This window comes from Acinetobacter faecalis, assembly GCF_034187745.1.
Lineage (GTDB): Bacteria > Pseudomonadota > Gammaproteobacteria > Pseudomonadales > Moraxellaceae > Acinetobacter > Acinetobacter faecalis.
In genome coordinates this window covers 192,245-214,653 of record NZ_JAXHPF010000002.1, presented here as the reverse complement: position 1 = coordinate 214,653, position 22,409 = coordinate 192,245, and the positions used below count along the sequence as shown (strand labels likewise).

Annotated in this window: 24 protein-coding genes and 2 tRNA genes; 14 read left to right on the top strand and 12 right to left on the bottom strand. The window is 34.8% G+C overall.

The window, feature by feature from the left end; all coding sequences use genetic code 11:
* Positions 1-106 precede the first annotated feature (106 nt).
* Positions 107-463, top strand: coding sequence for a DUF1304 domain-containing protein (locus SKM54_RS02950; RefSeq protein ID WP_321094120.1), 357 nt, complete (start codon positions 107-109; stop codon positions 461-463).
* 38 nt (positions 464-501) lie between these two features.
* On the opposite strand, the gene SKM54_RS02945 is transcribed toward SKM54_RS02950, so the two are convergent.
* Positions 502-882 (bottom strand): hypothetical protein, encoded by a 381-nt coding sequence (locus tag SKM54_RS02945; protein ID WP_321093946.1) that lies wholly within the window; start codon positions 880-882, stop codon positions 502-504.
* Between the two features lie 795 nt (positions 883-1,677).
* Between SKM54_RS02945 and SKM54_RS02940 the strand changes: the two genes are divergently transcribed.
* Positions 1,678-2,019: a GlpM family protein gene (locus tag SKM54_RS02940; RefSeq protein ID WP_154772602.1), complete on the top strand. Its 342-nt coding sequence runs from the start codon at positions 1,678-1,680 to the stop codon at positions 2,017-2,019.
* Between the two features lie 234 nt (positions 2,020-2,253).
* Here SKM54_RS02940 and tenA read toward each other — a convergent pair whose 3' ends face one another.
* On the bottom strand, positions 2,254-2,925 hold the full coding sequence (gene tenA, locus SKM54_RS02935) for a thiaminase II (RefSeq protein WP_321088981.1): 672 nt from the start codon (positions 2,923-2,925) through the stop codon (positions 2,254-2,256).
* 320 nt (positions 2,926-3,245) lie between these two features.
* Here tenA and SKM54_RS02930 point away from each other — a divergent pair, with 320 nt between their 5' ends.
* The 4 genes from SKM54_RS02930 (at position 3,246) to SKM54_RS02915 (ending at position 7,145) form a co-directional block, all read left to right on the top strand.
* Positions 3,246-4,325: a DUF475 domain-containing protein gene (locus SKM54_RS02930; RefSeq protein ID WP_321093944.1), complete on the top strand. Its 1,080-nt coding sequence runs from the start codon at positions 3,246-3,248 to the stop codon at positions 4,323-4,325.
* Between the two features lie 153 nt (positions 4,326-4,478).
* Positions 4,479-5,843 carry an MFS transporter gene (locus SKM54_RS02925; RefSeq protein ID WP_321088979.1) on the top strand — a complete coding sequence of 455 codons (1,365 nt, stop codon included), beginning with the start codon at positions 4,479-4,481 and terminating at the stop codon, positions 5,841-5,843.
* Between the two features lie 51 nt (positions 5,844-5,894).
* Positions 5,895-6,494, top strand: a complete 600-nt coding sequence (gene ssb / locus SKM54_RS02920) for a single-stranded DNA-binding protein (RefSeq protein WP_152873989.1) — start codon at positions 5,895-5,897, stop codon at positions 6,492-6,494.
* 234 nt (positions 6,495-6,728) lie between these two features.
* The gene (locus SKM54_RS02915; protein ID WP_321093938.1) at positions 6,729-7,145 is read left to right on the top strand and encodes a hypothetical protein; all 417 of its coding nucleotides are present in this window, start codon (positions 6,729-6,731) and stop codon (positions 7,143-7,145) included.
* A 48-nt stretch (positions 7,146-7,193) separates the two neighbouring features.
* On the opposite strand, the gene SKM54_RS02910 is transcribed toward SKM54_RS02915, so the two are convergent.
* Entirely contained in the window at positions 7,194-7,826 is a 633-nt protein-coding gene (locus SKM54_RS02910) for a nitroreductase family protein (protein ID WP_321093933.1), read from the bottom strand.
* Between the two features lie 45 nt (positions 7,827-7,871).
* Positions 7,872-8,732: an SDR family oxidoreductase gene (locus tag SKM54_RS02905; protein ID WP_321088973.1), complete on the bottom strand. Its 861-nt coding sequence runs from the start codon at positions 8,730-8,732 to the stop codon at positions 7,872-7,874.
* A 284-nt stretch (positions 8,733-9,016) separates the two neighbouring features.
* On the opposite strand from SKM54_RS02905, the gene SKM54_RS02900 reads away from it, so the two are divergent.
* Positions 9,017-9,370 (top strand): winged helix-turn-helix transcriptional regulator, encoded by a 354-nt coding sequence (locus tag SKM54_RS02900; protein ID WP_321088972.1) that lies wholly within the window; start codon positions 9,017-9,019, stop codon positions 9,368-9,370.
* A gap of 147 nt (positions 9,371-9,517) precedes the next feature.
* A complete protein-coding gene (gene ahpC, locus SKM54_RS02895; protein ID WP_154773816.1) occupies positions 9,518-10,081 on the top strand; it encodes an alkyl hydroperoxide reductase subunit C in 564 nt (187 codons plus the stop codon).
* Positions 10,082-10,139: 58 nt separating this feature from the next.
* On the opposite strand, the gene SKM54_RS02890 is transcribed toward ahpC, so the two are convergent.
* Both SKM54_RS02890 and ycaC read right to left on the bottom strand, forming a co-directional pair.
* Positions 10,140-11,063 (bottom strand): LysR substrate-binding domain-containing protein, encoded by a 924-nt coding sequence (locus tag SKM54_RS02890; protein ID WP_321091478.1) that lies wholly within the window; start codon positions 11,061-11,063, stop codon positions 10,140-10,142.
* Between the two features lie 121 nt (positions 11,064-11,184).
* Entirely contained in the window at positions 11,185-11,811 is a 627-nt protein-coding gene (gene ycaC, locus SKM54_RS02885) for an isochorismate family cysteine hydrolase YcaC (RefSeq protein ID WP_321088970.1), read from the bottom strand.
* A 280-nt stretch (positions 11,812-12,091) separates the two neighbouring features.
* Here ycaC and SKM54_RS02880 point away from each other — a divergent pair, with 280 nt between their 5' ends.
* The 3 genes from SKM54_RS02880 to SKM54_RS02870 all read left to right on the top strand — a co-directional run bounded on the left by SKM54_RS02880 (position 12,092) and on the right by SKM54_RS02870 (position 15,529).
* The gene (locus SKM54_RS02880) at positions 12,092-12,967 is read left to right on the top strand and encodes a pirin family protein (RefSeq protein WP_321088969.1); all 876 of its coding nucleotides are present in this window, start codon (positions 12,092-12,094) and stop codon (positions 12,965-12,967) included.
* 427 nt (positions 12,968-13,394) lie between these two features.
* Positions 13,395-14,693 (top strand): FAD-dependent oxidoreductase, encoded by a 1,299-nt coding sequence (locus SKM54_RS02875; RefSeq protein WP_321093930.1) that lies wholly within the window; start codon positions 13,395-13,397, stop codon positions 14,691-14,693.
* Between the two features lie 2 nt (positions 14,694-14,695).
* Entirely contained in the window at positions 14,696-15,529 is an 834-nt protein-coding gene (locus SKM54_RS02870; RefSeq protein ID WP_321093928.1) for an SAM-dependent methyltransferase, read from the top strand.
* A 57-nt stretch (positions 15,530-15,586) separates the two neighbouring features.
* Here SKM54_RS02870 and SKM54_RS02865 read toward each other — a convergent pair.
* The 3 genes from SKM54_RS02865 to SKM54_RS02855 form a co-directional block, all read right to left on the bottom strand.
* Positions 15,587-15,662: transfer RNA gene (locus SKM54_RS02865), tRNA-Thr, on the bottom strand.
* Positions 15,663-15,840: 178 nt separating this feature from the next.
* Positions 15,841-16,068 (bottom strand): hypothetical protein, encoded by a 228-nt coding sequence (locus tag SKM54_RS02860; RefSeq protein ID WP_321088967.1) that lies wholly within the window; start codon positions 16,066-16,068, stop codon positions 15,841-15,843.
* 372 nt (positions 16,069-16,440) lie between these two features.
* Positions 16,441-16,530 (bottom strand) — tRNA-Ser (locus SKM54_RS02855).
* Between the two features lie 122 nt (positions 16,531-16,652).
* Here SKM54_RS02855 and SKM54_RS02850 point away from each other — a divergent pair.
* Positions 16,653-18,533, top strand: a complete 1,881-nt coding sequence (locus SKM54_RS02850) for a potassium transporter Kup (protein WP_321087503.1) — start codon at positions 16,653-16,655, stop codon at positions 18,531-18,533.
* Between the two features lie 86 nt (positions 18,534-18,619).
* Here SKM54_RS02850 and SKM54_RS12375 read toward each other — a convergent pair whose 3' ends face one another.
* Entirely contained in the window at positions 18,620-18,955 is a 336-nt protein-coding gene (locus tag SKM54_RS12375) for a hypothetical protein (protein ID WP_407061293.1), read from the bottom strand.
* A gap of 263 nt (positions 18,956-19,218) precedes the next feature.
* Between SKM54_RS12375 and SKM54_RS02840 the strand changes: the two genes are divergently transcribed.
* Positions 19,219-20,316 (top strand): DNA/RNA non-specific endonuclease, encoded by a 1,098-nt coding sequence (locus tag SKM54_RS02840; RefSeq protein ID WP_321093925.1) that lies wholly within the window; start codon positions 19,219-19,221, stop codon positions 20,314-20,316.
* A gap of 72 nt (positions 20,317-20,388) precedes the next feature.
* A complete protein-coding gene (locus SKM54_RS02835; protein ID WP_154773767.1) occupies positions 20,389-20,634 on the top strand; it encodes a hypothetical protein in 246 nt (81 codons plus the stop codon).
* Positions 20,635-20,717: 83 nt separating this feature from the next.
* On the opposite strand, the gene aqpZ is transcribed toward SKM54_RS02835, so the two are convergent.
* Together aqpZ and hisF are read right to left on the bottom strand one after the other, a co-directional pair.
* On the bottom strand, positions 20,718-21,407 hold the full coding sequence (gene aqpZ, locus SKM54_RS02830) for an aquaporin Z (RefSeq protein WP_321088966.1): 690 nt from the start codon (positions 21,405-21,407) through the stop codon (positions 20,718-20,720).
* A gap of 227 nt (positions 21,408-21,634) precedes the next feature.
* The gene (gene hisF, locus SKM54_RS02825; RefSeq protein ID WP_154772270.1) at positions 21,635-22,393 is read right to left on the bottom strand and encodes an imidazole glycerol phosphate synthase subunit HisF; all 759 of its coding nucleotides are present in this window, start codon (positions 22,391-22,393) and stop codon (positions 21,635-21,637) included.
* Positions 22,394-22,409 lie beyond the last annotated feature (16 nt).

Sequence of the window (22,409 nt, the reverse complement as noted above, 5' to 3'; positions counted from 1 at the left end):
CGGTTATAGGAACGCGTTACATACTTTTTTCAATTTCATGTTATTTATAGCGCAGAAGAAATAATAAGTTTGGCTTTTATCAAAATAAAACAAGGAAAATACAATGTTGATTGCTAAGTTTCTAATGGTATTTATTGCGTTATTACACATCTATTTTTTGATTTTAGAAATGTTTTTATGGGATAAGCCACTTGGTATGAAAGCTTTTGGAAACAGTTTAGAAAAAGCGAAAATTACAAAGGTTTTGGCACAAAATCAGGGTTTGTATAATGGTTTTTTAGCCCTAGGATTACTTTGGGCAGTTGTTGAAAAGTCGAGTTTTTCTATTCATATAGCGTCCTTCTTTTTGAGTTGTATTGTGGTTGCCGGTATTTATGGTGCAATGACTGCAAGCAAGAAAATATTCTTTATTCAGGCTTTACCTGCAATCATTACACTTGGGGTGCTGTATCTATTTAATTAAATTCTAAGTTTATGTTTTATATAAATGTTAGGTGATTATTAGGCAAAACATACAGCGTTATAACTGCGCTCGAAAATAGATTCAATATCTTCAAAAGACTGTGTTTTTTTCTGTTGGGTTTTACCAAATGAATATTGGATGACTAAGCGTTCGAGTTGAGATAGAAACTGTTCGTATTGTTCGGGAAAGTTTTCGATATCTAGAAAATCAAAATTGAGTTTAGCGTTACAGTTGTAGTGCCCAATAAAGTCGAGCATTAATTTTTGAACTTTTCGGTTGGTAAAATAAATTAAATACGTTGCAGCAGAACCGCAATGTAAACAGCCTTGATTCAAATAGATTTCTTCATTTTCATACCAGCATTTCCGTAATGTAATCATGGCACGGATGGCTTCAGTACCTTGAGTTTCAATTGTCATATAGCTAACCCCAGTAATTAAATAAACGATAATGATTATCATTTATAATATTGGAAGTGAGCATAATTACAAGTTTTAGTAGTGTAATTTTAACGATTGAAATGCCAAATTTTATTCGGTTTAAAGATGCTGGTTTTTTATTCTTTAGATATTTTGAGTACCCTGAGTATTTAAATTTCTTCTCTTTTGGGGATTAACTAAAATTATATGAATCCATCGAATATGAAAAAATATATAAGTCTAGTTGGTTAAAATTGGATACTTTGAAATGATTTAAGTATTTGAATTAAGAGCTATAAAGACTTATCTTGAGCAGGTATTATGTTGGTTTTAGAAATATTTAAAAATGAAAAAAATAGAAATTATCTTTTTAATAATTTTAATCCTCGCTATTTTGTGGGGCATACAATGGATGTTTCACGGCTTTCCAGTAGGTAGTTAAAAGAATGGACAATTCGGAACGTTTAATTACAGCATTTTACTATTTTGTAGGTGGGATCATTTTAGGTCTAGGGCTAGCAATATTTTTCTCTCTATATCTAAGCTCTACAATTAGCTCACCTAAAATTGTAATTTTTACAGTAATTTGCTGTTTCGTTATAGGCTATTTATTTCCTAATGTGGTTGGTAATATCTTTAAATGGTTTTGGAAAATTTTCGTTAATTAAACTTTGTATATTTCTCTATTTAACTAAAATTAAAATCTCAATTCATCTCGTTGTAAAAATTTACTGTCTATTAAAAAAATATGAATTTCGCGATACTATTAAAAAAGGAATTTGTGAATAATAAATTATGTTTGGGTTGTTTCTGAAGTGCGTACTTGGTGCTGCTGTTGTCTTAATTATTGCAGTTTTATCTAAAAGCAAAGCATTCTATATTGCAGGTTTAGTTCCTTTATTTCCTACATTTGCACTTATTGCACATGTCATCGTTTCACAACAACAAGGGGCTGAAGCTCTACAGAAAACTGCACTTTTCGGTTTATGGTCACTTATTCCATATTTTATTTATTTGTTTATGGTGTATGTATTGGCAACTAAAATGTCGATGTGGTCGTGCTTAGGACTTGCGACTTTGTGTTGGGTGATTGCTGCAGCAGGTTTAATTTATGGTTGGCAGTTATATCATCAGTAAATAATTATAAAAAAACCACATTGCTTTCGTGCGAATATCATTCGCAACTGTTCGAGGCAGACTGAAATTTTAAAGAGAATGTTTCTGCGATTTTTTTGATTCTCACTGTAATTTGACGAGTTTTGCGAATGAAAATGCTTTTGGTTACTTTGGGCGAAACCAAAGTAACGAATTAGCTGATGTATTTAATATTCTCGATACAAGTGTGCATCGAGAATATTTTTATGAAGACAATTAAGCCTCTAATCCGTTCCACTGTCTTTGATGATAAGCACCATCCCAGAACAACCATTCAAGCTGTGCTGCACGTGTATAAGCCTGATGCATTTTTTCAAGCGTATCGGCATCAGCACGTTCAGCAACTGCATCTACAGTTTCAATGACTTTTTGTACCGCTTCGTGGAATTCTTCACTTGCATAAGTGTCGATCCAAGCTTGGTACGGATTATTTTCTACTGATTTATTTACAATATCTTTACCTACTTCTGCATAAATCCAGAAGCAAGGAAGTAGAGATGCTAAAACAACAGGGTAGCTTTCAGACCAAGCCGTTGCTTGTAAGAAAGAAGTGTAATGATGGCAAGCAAGCGTAAGAGGAGTCGATTCAAAATCTTGCGCAGAAATTTTAAATTGATCTAAAAAGTCATTATGCATTTCACGTTCAAAAACAATCGCAAGTTTTGCTGCTTCTGAAAACTGAATAATTTCTTCTGCGCTGAATGCCTTTGCAGCACATACTGCAAGTGAACGACCATACGCCACTAAATAATGCGCATCTTGAATCACATAATGGCAAAACGCATCTTTATTTAAAGTGCCTTGCGCAAGTTCTTGGTTAAAAGGATGCTGAAGTGTTTTTTGATATAAATCTAAATTTCGTGACCAAACGTCTTGTGAAAAGCTCATTTCAAATCCTATTTAGAGCATGTTGATATTGTTGAGCTTAATATAACAATTGTGTGCATGAATGGTGTTGAAGAAGTATTAATAATTACTCGGTTTCAAAAAATAATATGAACTTTTTGGATTAATTTAAAAAAACGTTCATAATTGAACCAAGTTAAATCAGACAACACTTAAACCTGCTTGATTATCTTCCAAGGTAAAATTACACAAAGACAGAAAACTACAGATATCGGAATATCTAAAACTGAAAATAAAAGTAAATTTTGTGCTGTATAATTTTACCAAATTTTAATATTGAAATTATTTAAGGTCGTTCTGCCATGTTGAAACATTTTGGTTTCTCTATCTTTTTTACGATTGTGTGTTTAGCAATTTCTGCATATTGGGGTTATACCCATGGGCCAGAAGCAGGCATACGTACAATGCTTACAGCATTAACGGTAACTACCATATTAGCCATTATGGAAGTGTCTTTATCTTTCGATAATGCTGTTGTAAATGCTTCAGTTCTACGTAACTGGGATCACTTTTGGAAAATGCTGTTTTTAACAGTGGGTATTATTGTTGCTGTTTTTGGTATGCGCTTAATTTTCCCTGTCGCTATTGTAGCTGTAACAGCAGATATGGGCTTTGTGGAAGTGGTGAAATTGGCATTGAACGATCCTAAAACCTATTCACAACGTTTAATGGATCATCATCCTGAAATTGCAGCATTTGGTGGATCATTCTTGTTATTAGTATTTTTAAACTTCTTCTTAGATGAAGGTAAAGATACGCATTGGTTTAAATGGGTTGAACGCCGTTTAGCAAGCCTAGCAAATGTACCTGCAATGTCAGTATTTATTGCCCTTATTGCTTTATTAATTATGGCTGCAAACGTAGATGAAGCGAAACGTTTGGTTGTAACAATGGCAGGTATTTGGGGTATTGTTGTTTATGTAGGTGTTCAAGTTTTAAGTCACTTATTGGGTGGTGAACCTGAAGTAGATGAAGACGGAAACAGTGTAGATAAGCAAGGTAATATTGTTCCAGGTGGTGTGGTTAAAGCAGGTATTGGTGGTTTCCTTTACTTAGAAGTATTAGATGCATCGTTTAGTTTTGATGGTGTAATTGGTGCTTTTGCCATTACTTCAGATGTTGTTATTATCATGTTAGGTTTAGCAATTGGTGCAATGTTTGTACGTTCTATGACAATTTATCTAGTCGAGAAGGGAACATTAGATGCTTATATTTACCTTGAGCATGGCGCACATTATGCAATTGGTGCTTTAGCATTTATTATGATTGCGAGTGGTACAGGCTTGCATGTTCCAGAAGTTTTAACAGGCTTAATTGGTGTGGCATTTATTGTTTGGGCGGTTATTGCATCTATTCAATATAATAAACGACAAATAACATGATCTATTTGTGATTAAGTTGTTGAGAAGCGTAACGCAAGTTACGCTTTTTTGTTTTTTAGATGGCGATGATCTTTAATTCAAATAAAATATATGCCGAGAATTGCACCAAATGTCCTATAATCTTCCACAGAAATTAACGAGTTTTAACGACCTATGATGAACGCCCTAGAACGTCGCTCAACCTTTGCTTTAAGTAGTATTTTTGCCTTACGCATGTTGGGTTTGTTCATGATCATCCCTGTATTTTCAGTGGCAGGTCAGGCTTATGAAGGGGCAACGCCTGCGCTGATTGGTTTAGCAGTAGGTGTATATGGTTTAACTCAAGCTATTTTACAAATTCCATTTAGTCTTATTGCAGACCGTTACAGTCGTAAACCACTTATTGTATTTGGACTTTTACTTTTTGCTTTAGGTGGTGCAATTGCTGCCATGTCCGACACTATTTATGGCGTGATTATTGGTCGTGCTATTGCTGGTGGTGGTGCAGTTTCTGCGGTGGTGATGGCATTGCTTGCAGATGTTACTCGTGAAGAACAGCGTTCTAAAGCAATGGCAATGATGGGCATGAGTATTGGCTTATCTTTTGTGATTGCTTTTAGTTTAGGACCTTGGTTAACCAGTTTAGTGGGCATTTCAGGTTTATTTTGGGTAACAACTATTATGGGGATGCTTGCCATTTCTATGTTGTTGCTTGTACCAAAAGTCACGCGCCATCATAAAAGCTTTCAACAAGGCTATTTTGTGCAGTTGAAAGAAGTGCTTAAAATGAAAGATTTAAACAGACTTCATGTTTCTGTTTTTTCATTGCACTTACTGCTTACGGCCATGTTTATTTATGTGCCTTTACAACTCATTAATTATGCAAAAATTCCACTTTCGAGCCATGGTTTAATCTATTTACCACTTCTCGTTTTAAGCTTGTTTTTTGCATTTCCAAGTATTATTTTGGCTGAAAAATATCGCAAAATGCGAGGCATTTTTCTCACAGCAATTGGCGGAATTATTTTAGGTTTAATCTTTATGATATTTGGATTTGAATCTAAATACATTCTGCTTTTAGGCTTAGGATTATTCTTTATTGCATTTAATGTGATGGAAGCTTTGTTGCCTTCTTGGTTATCTAAAGCTGCGCCAATTCAGTCTAAAGCAACGGCAATGGGCATAAATGCGAGCGGTCAATTTTTAGGTGCATTTTGTGGTGGTATTTTAGGTGGTCAATTGATCATGCTCAACAATACTGCAATGGGATGGGGCATACTTACGGCAATCGCAATTATTTGGTTAATTATTAGTTTTGGTCTGTCTCAACCTCGTTATTTATCATCATTGGTATTAAGATTGCCAGAGACAAAACAAACAGATGAATGGACTTCTCAATTATTGGCAATTCGTGGTATTGAAGAAGTCTTAGTGATGCCTGAACAGCAAGTTGCTTATGTAAAAGTTGATAAATTGCAGCTAGATGATACTGCACGACAACATTTAACGCACTTGTTAGGTAAAGAGGTAGTCATTTAATGAGAACTCTTATAAAGTAAAACATAGAATCGAATAGGAAGATAACAGCAAATGCGCGGCGTAAATAAAGTAATCTTAGTTGGTACTTTGGGTAAAGACCCTGAAACAAAAACATTTCCAAATGGTGGATCACTCACTCAGTTTTCTATCGCGACAAGCGAATCTTGGACAGACAAAAGTTCAGGTGAACGTAAAGAACAAACAGAATGGCATCGTATTGTATTGCACAACCGTTTAGGTGAAATTGCACAACAATACTTGCGTAAAGGTTCTAAAGTTTATATTGAAGGTTCATTGCGTACACGCCAATGGACAGACCAAAGTGGTCAAGAACGCTACACGACTGAAATTCGTGGCGAACAAATGCAAATGCTCGATTCTGCGAACCGTCAACAACAAGGTGGCGATCAGCAAGATGGTTTTGCTCAACCACGTTTTAACAATAATAACCAAGGCGGTGGCAATAACTACGGCAATCAAGGTGGTTATGGCGGTCAACAGTCTGGTGGTTATAACAACCAACAACAAGCACCACAAGGTGGCTATGGCAACAATGTTAACCAAGGTTTCCAAGCGCCTAAGCCACAGCAACAACCTGCTAAGCCAATGGCAACAGCACCTTCAGACTTAGATGATGATTTACCGTTCTAGATCATATATAGAGTTAATCTGTTAAGTTACTCTAGGTGATTTTTTATTAAATTTATTTAAACTCAATTGCTTAGATTGAATTATAGCTTCTTTTATTTTGTAAATAAGAGAAGCTATTTTTTTAACTATAGAAAATGTTAAGTTAAAAGTGCATATATAATTTATTTTGTTAAATTTTAAAAAATCTATTATAAATAAAGGATCAAACACGAATAATTATTTGGGGGAATAAGCGTGAAAAAACTCATAGCAATATCAATTTTATTTTTTACGACAACAGCTTATGCAACAACATCAGAAAAATGGGTAAAAGTAAGTACAGATGAATATGGCGAAACATTTGTAAACTCAAGCCATATAAAAAGTGTAGCGGGACATCCATCTGTTATAGAGTATGGTTATAAATATATTTATACATATGGTGTGCCATCATTACAAATTGCACCGCGTGGTTATATTCAAGCAATACACCAAATCAATTGTAAAGAACAAACTAAAGCAACCATTAAAAGTCAGCGTTTTAAGCCAAATGGCAAAGCAATAGATATGGATACACCATTTTCAACAGTATATTTTGAACCTATTTATGATTCGCATATAGATCTGATGAAAGTCTATAAATATGTTTGCAAGGCTAAAAATAAAATTTAAAAAAAATAGCACTCATTTGAGTGCTATTTTTTTTGCTGAAATTAAAGCTTATTTAATTTCGGTAATAAATTTTTCTGTTGGTAGGCGTACTTTTTTCAATATGCTTAGCCAATCACCCTCAGGTTGACGACGACCTAAAGCGAGTAAAGTGCAAGACATTAAACCTTTTGATTTTAAATCTAATAACTCATCTAATTGATTTTTGTCAAAACCTTCCATTGGAGTTGCATCTACACCTAATTCTGCTGCCGCAGCAATTGCCATACCAAAGCCAATATGCGCTTGTTTAGATGCATGGTGATGTTGCTGTTCTTCTGTGAATGTTGAGAATAGGCTATTTAATCCAGCAACGACATCGGCAGTTTTATCTAAAGGCAAACCACGTTCTTTATTTGTATAGTCATAAATTGCTTGAATACGTTCAGGATCCATTTTGTCCCAAGCCGTGAAAACAAGTAAATGAGAAGACTCAGTAATTTGTGGCTGATTAAATGCGATAGGAGAAATTTTTTCTTTAAGTTCAGGATTTGAAATTACAAAAATATGAAATGGTTGTACACCTGCTGAAGTTGGTGCTAAGCGAGCAGCTTCAACAATTTGATCTACAAGATGTTGATCAAGTTTTTCACCTGTCATACGTTTAGTTGCGTAGCGCCATTTTAAAGCTTTTAAAAGTTCCATATGTGTTCCTATTTTGTCTTGTGATTTAGTCTTTCATTGAGATTGTTAAAGTTTGTACAGTTCTTTAAGTGCAGATTTCAAATCTAGAGGTGGTCTACCTAATAGTGTTTTTAAATCCGAACTATTCACTTCATATTGATTTTGTTTAATATCAACCACAGTTCCTTTTGTTAAATAAATAAGGAATTCAGGTAAATGAATATCAGTTAAAAATTGTTCATAAAGAATTTCATCTAAATCGACATAGTCAATTTTTTGATTGGTTAATTCACTAAGTGTTTGAGCAACATTTGCATATGAATAAGCAATATCACCTGTAATGTTATAGATTTTATTTTCATGATTGTCTTGTACAAGAATGTTTGCAATTGCTTCACCCATTTCTCTACGTAAAGCATAAGGGACTTTACCGGCACCGCCTGATAGATAAATGCCTGTATCAAATACCGCTTCACCAACAATCTGTGGAATTGCATCTGTATACATAGTATTTCTAACAAAGGTAAAATCTAAGCCACTTGCTTGAATATATTTTTCTGTGTCGAAGTGACTTTGCATGAGGTCTTTCACATTAGATGTTTCAATATCTTGAATGGCTAAACCAGTATAAATAATATGTTTTACACCTGCCATTTTTGCCGCATCAATGACATTCTTATGCTGCTCAAAGCGGTTAAATTCCATTGTAGAAATTAACAAGAGTTTAGTTATACCTTCAAAAGCATGTCCTAAAGAGGAAATTTGATTGAAATCACCAAGTCGAACTTCAATACCTTGTTCTTTGTATTTTGTTGCTTTCTTTTCATCTCTAGCGAAAATTGCAAATTGATCTTTTTTTGAAACTTTATTTAATTGGGAAATTACGCTTGAGCCTAACTGACCTGTTGCGCCTGTAACTAATATCATGTTCTATCCTCTGATTTTTTGTATATGAATAGACAACATAATTAATAAAATAATATTTATATTTCTTTTAATATGGAGATATATAATCTTCAAATGAAAGAAATATGATGATCTCATCAAAGTTAAATATTAAGTAATTAATGCTCTATTTATGTGATTTATGTCAAACAATATATATAAATTGAGTAATTGTAAAGTTAATTTGTGCTCTACTATACTCGAAGATAGTGAAAATTTAAGTACATAAATTAAAGTTAAGCTACTGATAAAGGTAATTGAAAATTATGACAAATATGATTAATCAAGAGAGCTGTAGCGCTAGTTTTGTTGTTGCTCTTAAAGATGCACTTAACGTGATTAATGGCAAATGGAAGCTAGCAATTGTTTGTATTTTGCTTGAAGAACAAAGACGATTTAAAGATATTGAACATTTAATAACAGGCATTACACCGCGCATGGTTTCAAAAGAACTTAAAGAGCTAGAAATTAATGGCATTATTAAAAAGGTCGAAGTCATTGAAAATGGTTTAAGCATTACAAAATATGGCTTAACGGAATCTGGTAGAAAATTAGAAGATGTTATTGTAATGATGGTGAAGTGGGGGAAAGAGCATCGTATATATAGCATGTCATCTTAAAATTTGGTTTAAGAATGAAAGTTTATCTTTTGATTTAAAAAAACGATTAAAATTATAAAAAAGTACTGTTTTACCAATGTTTGATATTTTCGTATTCTAGCTTCACAAGATAAGCACTTATATAAATTGAAGCTAGAGGAATATCTCATGAGTTTAATTAACACCCAAGTAAAACCATTTACAGCCACAGCTTATAAAAATGGTGAATTCATTGAAGTGTCTGATAAAGACATGATTGGAAAATGGTCTGTTGTATTTTTCTATCCTGCAGATTTCACATTTGTATGTCCAACAGAATTAGGCGATTTAGCTGATCATTATGCTGAATTCCAAAAAATGGGTGTTGAAGTTTATTCTGTTTCGACAGATACACATTTCACGCATAAAGCTTGGCATGATTCTTCTGAAGAAATCAAAAAAATTGAATATCCAATGGTAGGTGATCCAACTTGGACACTTGCTAAAAACTTTGAAGTTCTTATTGAGCAAGATGGTCTAGCAGACCGTGGTACTTTCGTAATTGATCCAAACGGAACAATTCAAATTGTAGAAATTAATGCAGGTGGTATTGGTCGTGATGCATCTGAATTGCTTCGTAAACTAAAAGCAGCTCAATATGTTTATGCTCACCCAGGTGAAGTTTGCCCTGCTAAATGGAAAGAAGGCGATGCAACTTTAGCGCCGTCAATTGACCTAGTTGGTAAAATCTAAGTTTTAGATAAAAGAAAAGCCAGAACATTTGTTCTGGCTTTTTATATGAATTTTAAAATTATATTAAATAGCCTTTGCTCGATTCTGCATAACTTCTAATACCTTCAATTAAATGATCAATTAATTTTTCCATGACAAGACGCTGTCCTTTTCTTGAAGAATAGACAATTTGCACTGTTCCAATGTTAGAACACCATTCAGGTAATATATGGATTAATCGCCCTTCTTGAATATCTTTTTCTACAGTTAAAAAAGGTAAATCCGCAATACCTAAACCATCTAAAGCCGAAAAATAAGCGCCAGATAAATCGTTACTTTTCACTCTTGGATCTAAGAGAATATCAATTTCTTCTTTATGCTTTTCATTGTATAAAGACCAACGATAATTGGTTTTTTGTGTACCTAAAACAATGCTTGGATAATTACAAAGCTCAGTCACATGCTCAATGATATGACCATTCAATAATTCAGGACTTGCGACTAGGCAATGTGTAGTACGAATCACATCACGTACAATAATGCTTGAATCTTCATTATTTTCAAAATTGGTTCTAATCGCTAAATCAATATCATCATGCAAAATATCAACACGACGGCTAGTAAGTTCCATTTCTACTTTTACTTGTGGATATTGCTTTAAAAATTGATTGAGTAGTGGACGAATTTGATGTTCCATCATGACAGATGGGCAGCTTAATTTGACTAAGCCTTTAGGCTCTAAGGTTTGTTTGGTTAAAATATTTTGAGCAAAATTTGTTTGCGAAATAATTTTTTCACATGCTTCAAAGAATTCTTGTCCTAAGGGTGTAACTTTAAAATGTCGAGTTGATCTTTGAATAAGTGTGATATCAAATTTATTTTCTAAGTCTAAAATTCTACGGCTTAACTTAGATTTTGTAATATTCGTTGCTTCACTGGCTGCACTAAAACCACCATGTTTTACAACAAGGTAAAAGTAATAGTAATCATCAAATGAATGCATATTCGCTCCGTACAAAGTAGGATTTTGAAATTTGAATATTCATCATAAAGGATATTATTCAAATACGAATCTAAAAATAATAAAAGCGATCAAAAGATCGCCTTTATGTGAAAACTAAAACTTATTTTTTAGTTGTGTTTTGAATGTAGCTGTTAATTAGGTTGCGATAGTCTGGAATGTGCTGGCTAAATAAAGCACCTAAACCATCAATATCGTTGCGCCAGTCGCGGTGTAATTCACCTGCTGCGCCAAACCAAGTCATTAATTGTGCGCCAGCACTGCTCATACGTTGCCAAGCAGCATCACGAGTTAAGTGGTTAAACGTACCCGATGCATCGGTAACAACAAATACATCGAAGTCTTCTTCTAGTGCAGATAAAGTAGGGAATGCAACACAAACTTCAGTTACAACACCAGCAATAATAATTTGTTTTTTACCTGTTGCTTTAACAGCTTTAACAAAATCCTCGTTATCCCAAGCATTAATTTGTCCAGGACGAGCAATATAAGGTGCATCTGGGAACATTTCTTTTAATTCTGGAACTAAAGGACCATTAGGACCTTCTTCAAAGCTAGTTGTTAAAATTGTTGGAAGGTTGAAATATTTTGCAGCAGCTGCAAGAGCTAATACGTTATTTTTAAATTTATCTGGATCGATATCACGAACTAAAGAAAGTAAACCTGTTTGATGATCTACTAATAATACTACTGCATTGTCTTTATCTAAACGAACATATGGCTTACCCATGATGGCATCCTTTAATTTTAATAGAAGTAAATTAGACGACTGAAAGTAAGATCAATCTCTAGTGAATATTCATATTAATAGGATAGTTTTTTTTGATATAGCCTATTTTTTAGGATTTATAATCTTAAAAATGAGATAAAATGACATTTAGTTGAAATATTAATTTATATAGTTATTAATTGTTCTAATTATGAGATGCTGTTTTCTGCCTGAGCCATTGGTTAAAGGCGCTATAAAACATAAAATAATCGCAAGTTAAGTTCGAGCGTAGGAGCTTGAAATGAAAAAAATTATAGGCGTTTATCGCAATGAAAATATGCATTGGGTGGGTGATGGTTTCCCAATGAAAGGTCTATTTTCTTATGATCGTTTAGGTCAGGCGATTAGCCCATTTTTACTTTTAGATTATGCTTCGCCATACCCATTTGATCCATCTACTGCTCAACGTGGTGTAGGTTCACATCCTCATCGTGGTTTTGAAACAGTGACAATTGCTTACCAAGGCGAAGTCACTCATAAAGACTCAGCTGGTGGTGGTGGAACTATTAAAACAGGTGATGTGCAATGGATGACAGCTGGTGCAGGTCTTGTGCATGAAGAGTTCCATTCTCCTGAATTTGCAAAAAAAGGTGGATTATTTCAAATGGCACAATTGTGGGTGAATTTGCCTGCTAAAGACAAAATGACAGCACCACGTTATCAAGCAATTGAAGCCAAAGATATTCCAGTGCTTCAATTCAAAGATGATGCAGGTCATTTACGTGTGATTGCAGGTGAGTTTGCGAAAACTCAAGGTCCAGCATCTACTTTTAGTCCTATTAATGTATGGGATGGTGAATTAACAGTAGGTCACAAAGAAGTGATTCAGGTTCCTGTTGGTCATACTGTTTTGTTTGTAGTGCTTGAAGGTGAAATGCTATTAAACGGTACGCAAAAAGTGTTGGATAGTTCTATTGTTATTTTTAACAAAGATAGCGATACAGATATTCAACTTGAAGCGACAAGCACTGCTAAGTTCTTAGTTCTTACAGGTGAGCCATTAAATGAGCCAATTCAAGGTTATGGTCCATTTGTAATGAATACCAAAGAAGAAATTATTAAAGCATTTGATGATTTTAATAATGGAAAATTTGGAGAAATTCCTGTAACTCATTAATGTAATTAGTTAATTATATTTTTTTAAATCATAAAAAAGCCCTTGGATGCACTCAAGGGCTTTTTTATTTACGCTGTATTTTAGTTCTTCTTATTATTGTGTTGTTATATTTGTAATGTATTATTATTGTGATGCAGTTATCGTTTTTGTTGGTGTAATAGTAACCACTTCGTAATTGTTTGTAAACTACTTTTGCTAAAAAAATTAAAAAATATTGAATGATTTTTATCCATTTTTGTAAGTTGCATTTAAAAATTCAATAAATTCCTATATTTGTGTACATTTGGTTACATTGTAATTTCGTGCATTTTTTTAACATTTTTTAGATACGCACAATAAATTAATAATCTGGTAGTTTTTACTAACCGCTTTTTGAAATCTTTAGTTCATAATCTTGATGAGTTAGACAATAAAGACGGATTATATTTTGGATATTGCAGTCATTGGTAGTGGCATGGCGGGTCTCGCTACAGCAAGAATTCTTAAAGATGCAGGGCACAATATAACAATATTTGAAGCTCTATCTGGACGTGGCATGGACAGCCATAGCATGGAGTTTGAAGGTGGTTTAATTGATGCACCATTGCGTGTAATGAATCCACATCTTTGGAAGAATACTTTAAGTTTAGCCACTCATCTTGGTATTAGTACATATCCTGTTCGTACTTATATGGCGTGCAGTTGGTTGTTTGAAGATAAAACAGAAACATGGCTAACGACATCTCGTAGTCGTATTGGCAACTTTCCAATTATTAACAACCGCAAAGGTTTGCAACAATATGGCTGGCGTTTAGTTAAAGGTATGTTGCAACTTAAAACTGCAATCGCAAAATTTTTTAAATCTAAAAACCAAGATATTACGCTTGCCGAATTTATTAATAATAACGACATTGAAGAAGTATTTTGGCATGGTGCGGTAATGCCTGTGCTTTATACTATTTGTACTTGCGATCCAAAAACAATTGGCGAATGGCCTGCAAAACCATTATTGGTATTTTTACGTCAATTGACAGATGGCGATGCATTGCTTCGTTTGCAAGGTGGAACGCCTGCATTTGTAGATAAGCTTGTTCAAGGCATAAATGTAAAAAGTGGTTCGCCAATTAATTGCGTAAAAGAATTAGATGGAAAAGTACTTGTTCAAAATGAAGCAGGCGAAAGTTATCAATTTGATAAAGTTGTTGTTGCAACACCAACTACTAAAATTGAATCTTTCTTAGATGCTGAACAATTTGCAGATGATATTGCGCTGTTGAAAAAATTTAGATTTGAAGATGGTGAATTGGTTATTCATACAGATCAATCTGCAATGCCACCTAAACGTAAAGATTGGGCTGTATTAAGCTACATGATGGATCGTAAATTTACCCGTCAGCAATTTACAGTTTGGTTGAACTCAATTGAGCCATCACTTGTAGGTAAATCACCAATTTTTCAAACATGGCGTCCAGTTGTAGATATCGATCCTAAGAAAGTAATTTCTTCTGTGAAATTAACACGTGCTGTTGTAGATTCAGACACAATTGCATTGAATAAAGAACTGCAAGAACGCCATAAAGCAGCAGATCGTAAAGTTTATTTCTGTGGCTCTTGGTCTTGTGATGGTTTACCAATTTTAGAATCTGCGGTGACATCAGCTATGAAAATTGTAGAAAACTTTGGTGCACCATTGCCGTTTGTAGGATTAAAACCTAAAGTTGAGGTCGCACCGCAACTTGGTTATTAAGAATGAAATGGCTTCAAGCAATTCGTAACACTGTTCCAAAACATAAATATGCAATTAATGCGCACATATTGGGAGATCATAACGAACTTGCTTGGAGCAATTTGGGATATTGGGAAGATGCAACATCTTCCTATCCTGAAGCTTGTCAGGTATTAGCAGATCAGCTTACACAATCATTAGAATTAACATCAGAACATCATTTATTAGATCTTGCTTGTGGGCAGGGCGCTAGTCTTTTGCATTGGCAGAATAATTATCACATTCATAAAATATCTGCTGTAGAGCTTCAACAAGAATGCGTGCAGAACCTTCAAGCAAAATTATGTCCATCTGTAGATATTCATTGCGAATCATTTTTGAATTTAAAAACAATTTCATTTCAGCAAAAGTTTGATGTTGCAGTTTGTATTGATGCTGCATATCACTGCGATTTGAATTCATTTCTAAAATCGGTAAATTCAGTTTTAAATTCAAATGGAAAATTAGGTTTTCATTACTTAATGTTGTCTGATGAGTGGCAAAGTTTGAATTCATTACAAAAGCAAAAATACAAATGGTTGCTTAAAGCAGCGGATATAAATTTAGAACATTTAATGATGCAGAAAGAAATGAAACAGACGATAGAAAAAAATGAATTTAAAGATGTTCAAATTGTAGATTTATCTAAACAGGTGTTTGCGGGTTTTGCTACTTATGTAAAAGATGTTTTGAATTTAAATATGCAAACGAACAAATTAGATAGTTTTAAAATTGAAATGACAGCAAAGCTATGTTCGAAATTATATGAAGATGGTTTGGTGAAATACGTACAAGTAACAGCTAAAAATAATAATTAGAAGAAAAATGCATGCTGTAAAAACATCAAAGCCTCACTAAAAAGCGAGGCTAAGATATGGTGCCGGCACACGGATTCGAACTGTGGACCTACTGATTACAAGTCAGTTGCTCTACCAACTGAGCTATGCCGGCGTTGTGGAATGCATTCTACAGAAAGTTTGATTGAATGCAAGCCAAAAATTGAGCACTTAATTCTATTTTGAATATTTTTATTAAATTTATTAAAAAACTGCTTCGAAATAAGTAAATCGCTTAGCTCATATGAAGTAAGCGATCTACATATAAGTTTAAGATAACAGATTTAGCGTGGTTATTTACTACGTAATATTCGGTCTAGGTCTTGGGCGCATTCTTCTAAAGTAAATGCGGTGTCTAGTTGAAGTTGGGGTTTTAATTCCATTGCAAGTTTTCTCCATTCATCTATAAGGCGTATCGCTTTTTGAATTTTATGTTTATTGATGTCTTTGGCAATGGTAGGGGTGTAGCCTCCTCGTTTAGCGTTTTTAATTTGTTTGACATAATTTGTGCTGTTATTCATGTTCGCTCCCCGAATAGCAGTTTCTATATGTTGTGTTTCCTGAAATAACGCTTTGTATAAATGTGAGGGTTGATGTTGAGGTTTAATCATCACAAATAGATATTTAAAATATGTTTTAAGCTACATCTATTTGATGTGATATTCCTTTTTTAGCATATAGTTAGGTCATTGTCTTTATTGTTTGTAAAAGGAATTTGTAATAAAAGGTGTCATAAAATAAGCAAGAAAAATGCTAAATTTTCTATTTATAAGACCACAATATGTAGAAATTTAAGCATCTAAGTTTCATCTTTAACATAAAATATTTTGATACAGATTATTTTCCGGAATAAAAAAAGACCTAGATATTTGTATCTAAGTCTTTGATAATTCTGGCGGTGAGAGAGGGATTCGAACCCTCGATACGCGCAAACGTATACACACTTTCCAGGCGTGCTCCTTAAGCCACTCGGACACCTCACCGTATAGGCGATGGATGATAACGAAAAAAAAATGCTATGCCAAGCTGAAACAATTGATTTAAAGAAAAACTTTCACTGTGGTGATATGATTCGCCAAAATACTGTCTAAAATGAAGACAAAATATGCAAAATACTGCAAAAAAAGCGGCATTGCCTGTTATTACCTTGGCAGCACTTGGTGTTGTATTTGGTGATATTGGTACAAGTCCACTTTATGCGCTCCGCCAATGTTTCTTAACGGCTCACTTAGCAATTACAAATGCTACGGTGCTCGGTATTCTCTCCCTCATATTTTGGTGCATGATGCTTAGCATCAGCTTCAAGTACGTCACTATTATTATGCGTGCAGACAACAACGGTGAAGGCGGTATTATGTCTTTGCTTGCGTTGAATTTAAGAACCAATCGAATTGCGGAACAAAAGAAAATTTACTTAATTGCACTTGGCTTTATTGGTGCATCATTATTCTTTGGTGACGGTATTATCACACCTGCAATTTCAGTTCTATCTGCTATTGAAGGAATTAGTATTGCCACGCCAATGCTGAATCATTGGTTAGAACCACTTTCCATCGGTATTTTGGCAGGACTATTTTTAGTTCAGCGCCATGGTACAGCAACAATGGGTAAGTTCTTTGGTCCACTTACCTTACTTTGGTTCTTATCTATTGGTGCATTAGGTGTATGGAGCATTAGCCAAACACCATTTGTACTATCAATGATTAGTCCACATTGGGCATTTAACTTTGTTGTAGAACAGCCTTATGTTGCATTTTTAACAATGGGTGCTGTTATTTTAACAATGACAGGTGGTGAAGCCATTTATGCAGATATGGGGCATTTTGGTAGATTACCTATCCGCTTAGCTTGGTTTATTGTGGTTTTACCTTGTTTGTTATTGAACTACGCAGGGCAAGGTGCATTATTACTACGTAATCCAGATGCGATTGCGAACCCGTTTTACATGCTTGTTCCAGAATGGGCACTTTTCCCGATGATTGGGCTTGCGACAGCAGCGGCTGTCATAGCCTCTCAAGCGGTGATTACGGGTGTGTTCTCTATGGTGAATCAGGCGATCCAACTTCGCTATTTACCTCGTTTAACCGTGCGCCATACTTCTGACGTAGAACAAGGGCAAATTTACATCCCATTTATTAACTGGGTACTGTTTATTTCTGTCGTTATTTTAATTTTACTCTTTAAAAATAGCGCAAACCTTGCAAGTGCTTATGGTGTAGCCGTAACAATGACAATGCTGTGCGGTACGATTTTAATTACCGTATTGGCTTATGGTGTATGGCGCTGGCCACTTTGGAAAATCATATTATTTGCAATGCCTTTCCTAATTTTAGATTTTATTTTTGTTGCATCAACATCGCTCAAAATTATATCGGGTGGATGGGTGCCAATTATGATTGGTGCGGTGTTATTTACAATTTTAATGACATGGAAAGATGGACGAGAACTCGTATTCAATCGTTTACAACGAGACTCAATTCCAATCGATTTATTTATTAAAAGCGTAAACTCTGGTTCTGAAACTAAGTTTGTACCGGGTGATGCTATCTTCTTAACAGGAACACCAAATATTGTTCCACATGCGATGTTGCATAACATTAAGCACAATAAAGTGCTGCATGAGCGAAATATTATCGTTACGGTTATTACAAAAGATATTCCGTATGTTGGGCAAGAAGATCGTGTTGCTGTAGAAAAGCTTGATGATCGTTTTTATAGAATAACCATTTATTATGGTTTTAAAGACAAGCCAAGTATTACCCCTGCATTAAAACAGGCGTATGACGAACTTGATTTTGAGTTTGATTTAATGCAAGTCAGCTTCTTTATTTCAAGAGAGCGTATTATTCATACAGTGGGTGATGGTATGGCACCGTGGCGTGAAAAATTATTTATTTCATTGCAACGAAATACAAGCCCAGTGAGTGATTTCTATCAAATTCCAACAAACCGTGTGGTAGAACTTGGAAGTCAGATTGAAATTTAAGTAGATATAGTTTCATTTACTTAATTTTAAGCATAAAAAAACCAGAATTTATTCTGGTTTTTTTATGCTTAAAAGCTTGGCAAATATTATTGCGCAGGAACTTCAGATGCAGGCGCTTCTTCAGTAGCTACTACTTCAGATGTAGCAGTTTCGTCAGCAATAGCATCAGATGTAGCTACTTCAGATGCAGGAGCTTCAGTTGCTTGAGCAGAATCACCTAAAATTTTGATTTTGCCGCTAGCTGCTAATTCTTGTAATGAACCTGGTTGGCCATTTACAGTTGTCGTAATTTTCGCTTGAGATAAGCTTTCTAATGTTTCACCAGGTTGAATAGCAGGTTCAGCAAAAGCTGCAACACTGATAATGCCAGCGATAAGACCTAGACCTAAAATTTTAGAACCTGTAACTTTAGAAGAACGCATAAAATACTCCAAAAAATAATGATTGTGCTTATTCGTATTTTACAGTGCCATATTTTGAAGTTTTGGTTCTACTAAACACACGAAAACTCAAATAGACTACCTAAAAACTCTCTATAAAAAAGACATGTTGTTACAACATAGTATTTCTGTATATTTCCTTTTGCCTATTTGTTGGTCGAACAGATTCTGCGGCATATACAAGCTATGTGGTGCTTGCTAATCTGCTGAAAAATTTGTGTATATGTACAGTACTTGTAGATCTAATGGCGAAGAAAAGAACCAGTTCGAAAAATGTTTTTACTCAACTTTTAGGGCAAAACGGTTTAAAAATTGTTTTAGGCTTAGTTGCATCGGGAAGTTTTGTGATTGCTTTTGGGCAAGAAAAAATTAGCCAGTGGATTTCATTGCCGTCATCATCATCTTCAAGTTCTGTTTGTGCAGAACAATTTTATAAAGATATTCCGCCATTCATCGCCAAAGAAGCGCTGAGTAAAAATACATATCCATTATGTTTTAATGGTTTTAATGTGATGTATTCAGGTGTATCTAAAACGCCACTTTGGGTTGCAGAAGCACTGACACCACAGCGTTTAAGCCAAAAAATTCCACGTAAAGATAGTTTTCATGAAGAGCTAAAAGTTCCTTTAGCGTATCGTGCGACTTTGGCTGACTATAGAGCTTCAGGCTATGACCGTGGGCACATGGCGCCTAATGCAGATATGCCAACAAAAGCGGCACAAGCAGATAGTTTTTCTTTAGCGAACATGGTGCCTCAAGCGCCTAAAAATAATCAGCAAGTTTGGCGAGAGTTAGAAGAGGCGACACGTGCAATTGTAACGAAGCAAAAACATGATGTTTATGTGGTAACTGGGCCAACGTTTACGGGCAAAAAATTAAAAACGATTGGTGATAATAAGGTTATTGTTCCAACTTCTGTTTTTAAGGCAATTTATATTCCTAAAACAGGTGCAATTGGGGCGTATTACGCGCCAAATGATAATTCTTTAAAGGTAAAAGTAGTCAGTATTTGTTATTTAGAAGAACAATTGGGTATGAATATTTTCCCTCAATTGACCGAGGAACAAAAACGAAATATCTATAAATTGCCTTTAAATGCAAACTCGGTGAAAGCTCATCAAGAAATTCCATACGGAAATTGGGATGCTGAAAGTCAATGTGCGGAAGATGTATCAAAGGATCAATTACTTGCACTTCAAAAGAAATTTAAGTCGGATGGTTTATCTCAAAGCTCAAATAATTCTGAATCTAGCCAATCTGGCATGGATCAGAGTACGCTTGATGCGATTGTAAAACAGCTTGTAGAAGCATTATTACAGTATATTTTACAGTTGCTAAGATAAGTTTGAACGCCTATTATTTTGCATGAGATGGTTTAAATTTATGCTTATAACAAGAAATAGAGTGAAATAAATATGTTCAAAGCTTTTGAAAATGGTACGGAATCACATGCAATTCATGATCTTACAATTGAAAATGATGTAGATCGTGTGAATATTTATGGCAATTTACAGATTACAAAAGATCAAGCAGGGCTAAAGGCTGCGCTTGCTTTACAAGCTGTTATGAATCAACTTGTGCAACAGCTACAAAGTGAAAGTGATTTACCTGAACATATTCAAAATAAAGAGAGTGATGAAATCGAAAATCCATTTTTATAAAGAATTTAAAATATTATGTTCCACATGAAACATAAAAAAGCCCACAATAATGTGGGCTTTTTTATGATTAAAATTGAATGCGTTTAGTCTGCTTTTTTAGCCATAAGGTTATAAAGGAAAGCACCAATAACAGCACCTACAATTGGTGCTACCCAGAACGCCCACAATTGCCCCATTGCCGCAGTTTCAGCAAAGAATGCAACACCTGTACTACGTGCAGGGTTTACAGAGGTATTTGTAACAGGAATACTAATTAAGTGAATGAGTGTTAATGCCAAACCAATTGCAATTGGTGCAAAGCCAGCAGGAGCGCGTTTGTCTGTAGAGCCCATAATCACAATTAAGAAGAATGCCGTTAATACAACTTCAATAAGCAGTACAGAGGCAATTGAGTATTGACCTGGAGATAATTCACCATAGCCATTTGTAGCAAAACCACCAGTTCCTGCAAAGCCAGCTTGACCTTGAACAATAATGTATAGAACCAATGCCGCTAATGTTGCACCAATGACTTGAGAAATAATATATGGTGCAAGTTCTTTGGCTTCAAAACGACCACCTGCCCATAAGCCAATACTTACAGCAGGGTTAAAGTGACCACCAGAAATATGACCAAGTGCATAAGCACCTGTTAAAACAGTCAAACCAAAGGCAAGAGAAACACCAACAAAACCAATGCCTAGTTCAGGGAAGGCAGCAGCAAGAACAGCACTACCACAACCACCAAAAACAAGCCAAAAGGTACCTAAAAGTTCTGCTAAATATTTATTCATTTATTTTCTCCAGCAATTTATTTTTATTGCTTTTTAGAGGTTGAAACATTTGTATGTATTTATTGTTGCAAGCGCACTTTAGCCTTTTTTTTGATCATTTTCAAATATATCGCTTATAAAGCCTTTATTTTTAGGTATTTTAGTGCGGTTTAAAGTGATTTATTTTTTAATGTTTAATAAAAAAGAGTGCACTTAAGGCACTCTTTTTTATATTAATAATTTAAATTTTACAGACGCATTTCAATACCTTGTTCTGCAAGATATTTTTTTGCTTCAGGAATGGTATGTTGACCAAAATGGAAGATAGAAGCAGCAAGAACCGCATCTGCACCACCTTTTAAAATACCATCTGCTAAATGTTGTAAGTTACCTACACCACCCGATGCAATCGTCGGAATAGTGACACGGTCATTAATTTGGCGCATTAACTCAAGGTCATAGCCTGCTTTTGTACCATCGGCATCCATAGAGGTAACAAGTAATTCGCCTGCACCAAATTCCGCCATTTTTACAGCCCAATCAATAGCATCAATTCCAGTTTCTTTGCGTCCGCCGTGAGTAAAAATTTCCCACTTATTATCGCCAGTTTTTTTAGCATCAATAGCTACAACAATACATTGTGCACCAAAACGTTGAGATGCTTCTTGAACAAATTCTGGGTTATAAATAGCAGCAGAGTTAATACTTACTTTGTCTGCACCAGCATTTAGAAGTAAGCGAATATCTTCGACCTTACGAACACCACCACCAACGGTAAGCGGAACGAATACAGATTCAGCCATGCGTTCAACAGTTCTGTATGTTGTATCGCGACCATTTGAAGTTGCTGTAATGTCTAAAAAGGTAATTTCGTCTGCACCTTGTTCGTTATAACGACGTGCAACTTCAACTGGATCACCTGCATCACGAATATCTAAAAATTGAACACCTTTAACAACGCGACCATTATCGACATCTAGGCAAGGGATAATACGTTTAGCAAGCATAATTTTTTCCAATAAT

Excerpts from the sequence above, each read along its gene's own strand:
- SKM54_RS02900 (WP_321088972.1), top strand. The coding sequence starts at position 9,017 with ATGACAAATATGATTAATCAAGAGAGCTGTAGCGCTAGTTTTGTTGTT.
- SKM54_RS02910 (WP_321093933.1), bottom strand. The coding sequence starts at position 7,826 with ATGGAACTTTTAAAAGCTTTAAAATGGCGCTACGCAACTAAACGTATG.
- SKM54_RS02905 (WP_321088973.1), bottom strand. The coding sequence starts at position 8,732 with ATGATATTAGTTACAGGCGCAACAGGTCAGTTAGGCTCAAGCGTAATT.
- hisF (WP_154772270.1), bottom strand. The coding sequence starts at position 22,393 with ATGCTTGCTAAACGTATTATCCCTTGCCTAGATGTCGATAATGGTCGC.
- SKM54_RS02835 (WP_154773767.1), top strand. The coding sequence starts at position 20,389 with ATGTTCAAAGCTTTTGAAAATGGTACGGAATCACATGCAATTCATGAT.
- SKM54_RS02840 (WP_321093925.1), top strand. The coding sequence starts at position 19,219 with ATGGCGAAGAAAAGAACCAGTTCGAAAAATGTTTTTACTCAACTTTTA.
- SKM54_RS02870 (WP_321093928.1), top strand. The coding sequence starts at position 14,696 with ATGAAATGGCTTCAAGCAATTCGTAACACTGTTCCAAAACATAAATAT.
- SKM54_RS02880 (WP_321088969.1), top strand. The coding sequence starts at position 12,092 with ATGAAAAAAATTATAGGCGTTTATCGCAATGAAAATATGCATTGGGTG.
- SKM54_RS02890 (WP_321091478.1), bottom strand. The coding sequence starts at position 11,063 with ATGCATTCATTTGATGATTACTATTACTTTTACCTTGTTGTAAAACAT.
- SKM54_RS02850 (WP_321087503.1), top strand. The coding sequence starts at position 16,653 with ATGCAAAATACTGCAAAAAAAGCGGCATTGCCTGTTATTACCTTGGCA.
- SKM54_RS12375 (WP_407061293.1), bottom strand. The coding sequence starts at position 18,955 with ATGCGTTCTTCTAAAGTTACAGGTTCTAAAATTTTAGGTCTAGGTCTT.
- tenA (WP_321088981.1), bottom strand. The coding sequence starts at position 2,925 with ATGAGCTTTTCACAAGACGTTTGGTCACGAAATTTAGATTTATATCAA.
- SKM54_RS02940 (WP_154772602.1), top strand. The coding sequence starts at position 1,678 with ATGTTTGGGTTGTTTCTGAAGTGCGTACTTGGTGCTGCTGTTGTCTTA.
- ssb (WP_152873989.1), top strand. The coding sequence starts at position 5,895 with ATGCGCGGCGTAAATAAAGTAATCTTAGTTGGTACTTTGGGTAAAGAC.
- SKM54_RS02930 (WP_321093944.1), top strand. The coding sequence starts at position 3,246 with ATGTTGAAACATTTTGGTTTCTCTATCTTTTTTACGATTGTGTGTTTA.
- ycaC (WP_321088970.1), bottom strand. The coding sequence starts at position 11,811 with ATGGGTAAGCCATATGTTCGTTTAGATAAAGACAATGCAGTAGTATTA.
- SKM54_RS02925 (WP_321088979.1), top strand. The coding sequence starts at position 4,479 with ATGATGAACGCCCTAGAACGTCGCTCAACCTTTGCTTTAAGTAGTATT.
- ahpC (WP_154773816.1), top strand. The coding sequence starts at position 9,518 with ATGAGTTTAATTAACACCCAAGTAAAACCATTTACAGCCACAGCTTAT.
- SKM54_RS02945 (WP_321093946.1), bottom strand. The coding sequence starts at position 882 with ATGACAATTGAAACTCAAGGTACTGAAGCCATCCGTGCCATGATTACA.
- aqpZ (WP_321088966.1), bottom strand. The coding sequence starts at position 21,407 with ATGAATAAATATTTAGCAGAACTTTTAGGTACCTTTTGGCTTGTTTTT.
- SKM54_RS02860 (WP_321088967.1), bottom strand. The coding sequence starts at position 16,068 with ATGAATAACAGCACAAATTATGTCAAACAAATTAAAAACGCTAAACGA.